General features: G+C 51.8%; 4 protein-coding genes. All 4 read left to right on the forward strand.

Going from position 1 to position 4198, the window contains the following annotated elements:
• Positions 1-391 (forward strand): hypothetical protein (locus J4G07_22215; GenBank protein MCE2416701.1); only part of this gene is annotated, 391 nt, incomplete at its 5' end.
• A 4-nt stretch (positions 392-395) separates the two neighbouring features.
• Positions 396-1601, forward strand: coding sequence for a hypothetical protein (locus J4G07_22220; protein ID MCE2416702.1), 1206 nt, complete (start codon positions 396-398; stop codon positions 1599-1601).
• 238 nt (positions 1602-1839) lie between these two features.
• The gene (locus J4G07_22225; GenBank protein ID MCE2416703.1) at positions 1840-2340 is read left to right on the forward strand and encodes a hypothetical protein; all 501 of its coding nucleotides are present in this window, start codon (positions 1840-1842) and stop codon (positions 2338-2340) included.
• A 140-nt stretch (positions 2341-2480) separates the two neighbouring features.
• On the forward strand, positions 2481-3851 hold the full coding sequence (locus J4G07_22230; protein ID MCE2416704.1) for a hypothetical protein: 1371 nt from the start codon (positions 2481-2483) through the stop codon (positions 3849-3851).
• The last annotated feature ends 347 nt before the right edge of the window (positions 3852-4198 follow it).

Below are 4198 nucleotides of genomic sequence, written 5' to 3' on the forward strand. Positions count from 1 at the left end.
TAACGAGAGCGTCGCGGAGACGCATGCGGTAGAGCAGCGCAAAGATTATCGGATTAATATATCGAGTATCCAGTCGACGGTGGCGGGTGTCATGTCAACGCTCCTCGGGTATGTGTTACGAACTGAGGGTCGGCAAGGGAAGGTGATGTTCTATTTCGAGAACACGCCGGATCCCATGGATGTCAAAGCGATGGCGGAGGCGGAGGGTGTCAAGATCGACAATCTCAAGAAACTCAAAGAGTTGCGCGATATGGAAGGCGTTGACGACGAGGTGTATGCGGATGCAGTCGACAAATTCAAATCTGAAAAAGAGAAGCATTCTGCGGGGGTACGGGTATATGGCGGTCAGCCGCAAGCAGTCAGGGCGTTTGCTGAATTAAAAGGAGAATAACACTATGGAAGACATAAGACTATTGCCAGTCATGATCGGGACGCGTGCGATGCATGACGACCTGCCGGAAGATGATGATGATAAGTACTGGGTCCGCATCACGGCGAGCAATGCGGAATTAGATCGCCACAACTCCATTATGGATCCTAAAACAACTTTGAAGAACTTTGAGGCGGACGCGAAGTCAGCGTTAGGTGTGGCGTTGAAGGATCATCACGCCTGGCGTTCTTTCGGCTACGGTCGTTCCTCGGATGCCCAACTGACGGACAAAAACGAGTTGCTCATCGACTTTTTCATCTTACGTAACATGGAATACAACGGCTCAGGTCTCTATTTCACATCGAGCGAGCAGTTGATTCGTGCCATAGAAAACGATTTAGTCAACCAGGCGAGTGTTGGGTTCTACGGTGCGCGAGAGATATGTAATTTGTGTAATCTGCCTATCCGTCGATATTCCTATTGGGACTGGGAGCCCGAACGTGAGGGGCAGTGTACCCACAAGATGGGCAAGATATATGAAGATAAGAATGGCAAAATGAAGCCAGCAACGTATACCGTCTACGATGCCCGACTCAAGGAAGTCTCGCTGGTTGAGTTTGGTTCTAACCGGAAAACATCTATCGACACTAAGCGAGAATTTGATGAACTCGGACGACATATCGAAACGCTGTGTCGTACCACGTCAAAAACATGTATGGAGGAATTCCTAATGACAGACCAAGAATGGATTACGAAGTTACGCGATGCGCTGGAGATCCCGACGGTGAAGTCGACAGATGAACCGGATGCGGTCGTTCAGAAACTCCAGGAGGAAGTAACGACCCTCCGATCTGATCTCGAAACAGAGAAAGACAAGATCGCGACGATGACGGAAACCCATAAAACGGAGCTTGCGGCTTTAGAGGCAGACGCTGAGGACGGCAAGGCGTATCGCCAGGCGCGTGTTGACGAAGCCATCAAGCAGGGAAACCGTGCGTATGGCGACGATTTCGACGAGGAATACCATCGCGAGTATTACAGTGACATGCCGCTGGAGAAACTCGAAACGCATATCGCCCAGAACAAGAAAAAGGCCGATACGGCGTTACCGGCAGGTAGATCGACGACCGATGACCACGAACCGCCCCCAGAAAACGAGAAAGTCGGTATGCGTCAGCGACAACGGCGGATGCGGAGACGGATAGGTCGGGTTTCTGCGAAACCCTTTTAGCGATTAGGTCGGGTTTCTGCGAAACCCTTTTAGCGATTAGGTCGGGTTTCTGCGAAACCCTTTTAGCGGTTAGCAATTAGCGATTAGCAAAGAGCAAAGAGGCACCTAATTGCTATCAGTGAGCGTAGCGAACGCCCTAACCGCTAAAAGTGGAGCGCAGCGGAACGTCCTAACACCTAATTGCTAACAGTGAACGAAGTGAACGCCCTGATAGCCAATTACAGGAGGATAGAAAACGATGTCAATGAAAGAACACCCATTTTTAGCAACGACCAGTTTCAAGCATGATAAATCGACCATCACATACGACATAACGCAGCCGAACCGTAGCACGGCAGTCGGCAAGGTGTATCGTATCAATGAAGACGGTGTCGCCGAGTTGCCACCCGATGGCGAAGCGTTCGATGGCGTGATTACTGCTGTTGACGACACACAGATAACCGGTGCTTACCTATTCGCGGGGTTGCGTGTTCCGCTTGCGAGCAACGCGACGGTCAAGCGGGGCGATAAGCTTGTCGCTGGGCTTGGACAGAGTAGCGCGAAGGGATATGTGAAAGCTGCGTCCGTAGCGACTGCCTTAGACGCGGTTGAAGCTGCCGATATCGATACCGAAGCGGAGAAGGTAGTGGCACATAACGCCGCTCGTACCGAGATAACCAACTTGATTGACGCAGCGAAGGGCAAAGGCTCAGTGCTGGAGTTTGACACAACGCATGCCCTTATTGCGTTTCCAGGGTAATTAGCAGTCAGCAGTCGGCGATCAGCAGTCAGCAAAGACCCAGGCGTTACAGAACGCCCTCTTTTCTTACCGACCGCTGAAAGGGTTGCGTAGCAACCCGACCTGACGGTTTCCGACAGCCATAAAAAAGGAGAAGAAGAATGGCTTTAATGACGACACGAGAATTGATTGAACGACACGGGAATCCGGATCAGCGTGCGAGGCTTGTTGAGGAAGCGGCGGATGCGCAGATGCCGTATTCATCTTACCTGGATTCGCAATACGATCCAGAGAAAGATGGTGAACTCGGTGCCGATGATGAACGTCTATCAGCGATGGCAGTCGTTCTTGACGAGTTGGGCATGACAACGGAGTGCATCCCTGCTGCGGGTATCTGGCCGACGAAGTGTGAGGAAGTGATTGGGAATGAAGCAAGAGAGTTTGCGCTCAAAGAGATGTGTCTGAACACGTATCGGAGCGTTTCTTACCGTCCGCAACTCGAAGCAGCGGCGCGGAAAGCGGAAAGACGCGCGCGTTGGGAGCGTGCGGGTACCTTCCAAGATGTACACGATACTGCCCCCGGCTCGACGCTCACACCTTACTATGATGCGATGGCGCACTGGGACGAGGATGTGGAGGTTGACATTCCGCTTGAGGAATTGACGACTCGGTTTGCGGAGACGAGCAAGAAAGATTACCGTGCCACGATCCTTAATTACGACGAAAACGCTTTCCGTGAGGAGCAACGCACCCCTGCGGCGGATCCGCCCATGGCAAGTTTCGACACCTCTGAGCGTCCGATCCAAGTGAAAAAGCGGATGCTGGCGATCCCGTTCACGTATGAGCATTTGCGGGAAGTCGAGTTCATTGACAAAGCGGTGGAGCACGTTGAGGAGATCGCTGTCCAGCGACAAAATGCGAAGGTCGATGAAGGACTTGAGACGATGCTCCACGGCGCGCCTAACGGTAATGGTGATGATCTTGGCGGGACGATTGTTCGGCTCCAGGAACTTGACACGGCAGCTACGGATGCCATGACACCGAAGGCGTGGCTCTCACTCCAGAAAAGGTTTAAGCGCTCGTATATGCTGACCTCAGCGATCGGGTATGACGCGGACATCACCGATTTACAGCTGGCAAAAATCGCAGGTACGAACGTGATGATGGTGAACATGAACGAGCGTCCGAATGCGATCATGAGCGGTTGGGGCGGCAACTTCTCCGTGATGAACCAGTTATCGCAAGGCACTCGGATTGGGTGGCACGACTACCTGCAGGACCGAATTCAGGCAGGATCGGGCAACAGTGCGACGAAGCATAACGCTATCGTCGTTTACGACTATCGCAAAGCCGTTGAGTACGTGAGCCAGATGAACACGGATATCATTGAGACGACGCGCGATATGCTCAAGCAGGTCGAATACATCGTCTGCTCCGAGATTTGGGGCTGGATCTCCTATCAGCCGAAGAAAGCGATCTACATCGTTGTGATGGGCGAAACGGGTGCCAAGGCATTGAAGGTTGTTGAATAGCACGCTCACTTTTAGCGGTTAGGGCGTTCGCTACGCTCACTTTTAGGTGATAGCAATTAGGTGCCTCTTTGCTCTTTGCTAATCGCTAATTGCTAAAAGGGTTTCGCAGAAACCCGACCTAATCGCTAATTACTATAAAAGGGCGTTCGCTACGCTCACTTTTAGGTGATAGCAATTAGGTGCCTCTTTGCTCTTTGCTAATCGCTAATTACTAACCGCTAAAAGGGTTTCGCAGAAACCCGACCTAATTGCTAAAAGGGTTTCGCAAAAACCCGACCTAACCGCTGATAGCCAGGAGTTCCTATGCCAGCGACGATACTGACTTCCCAACATTACGATGCGGTGCG

The sequence above is a fragment of the Candidatus Poribacteria bacterium genome (genome assembly GCA_021295715.1).
Lineage (GTDB): Bacteria > Poribacteria > WGA-4E > WGA-4E > WGA-3G > WGA-3G.

What these genes read in the sequence shown, in the direction of transcription:
- J4G07_22220 (MCE2416702.1), top strand. Translation starts at nt 396, where the DNA reads ATGGAAGACATAAGACTATTGCCAGTCATGATCGGGACGCGTGCGATG.
- J4G07_22225 (MCE2416703.1), top strand. Translation starts at nt 1,840, where the DNA reads ATGTCAATGAAAGAACACCCATTTTTAGCAACGACCAGTTTCAAGCAT.
- J4G07_22230 (MCE2416704.1), top strand. Translation starts at nt 2,481, where the DNA reads ATGGCTTTAATGACGACACGAGAATTGATTGAACGACACGGGAATCCG.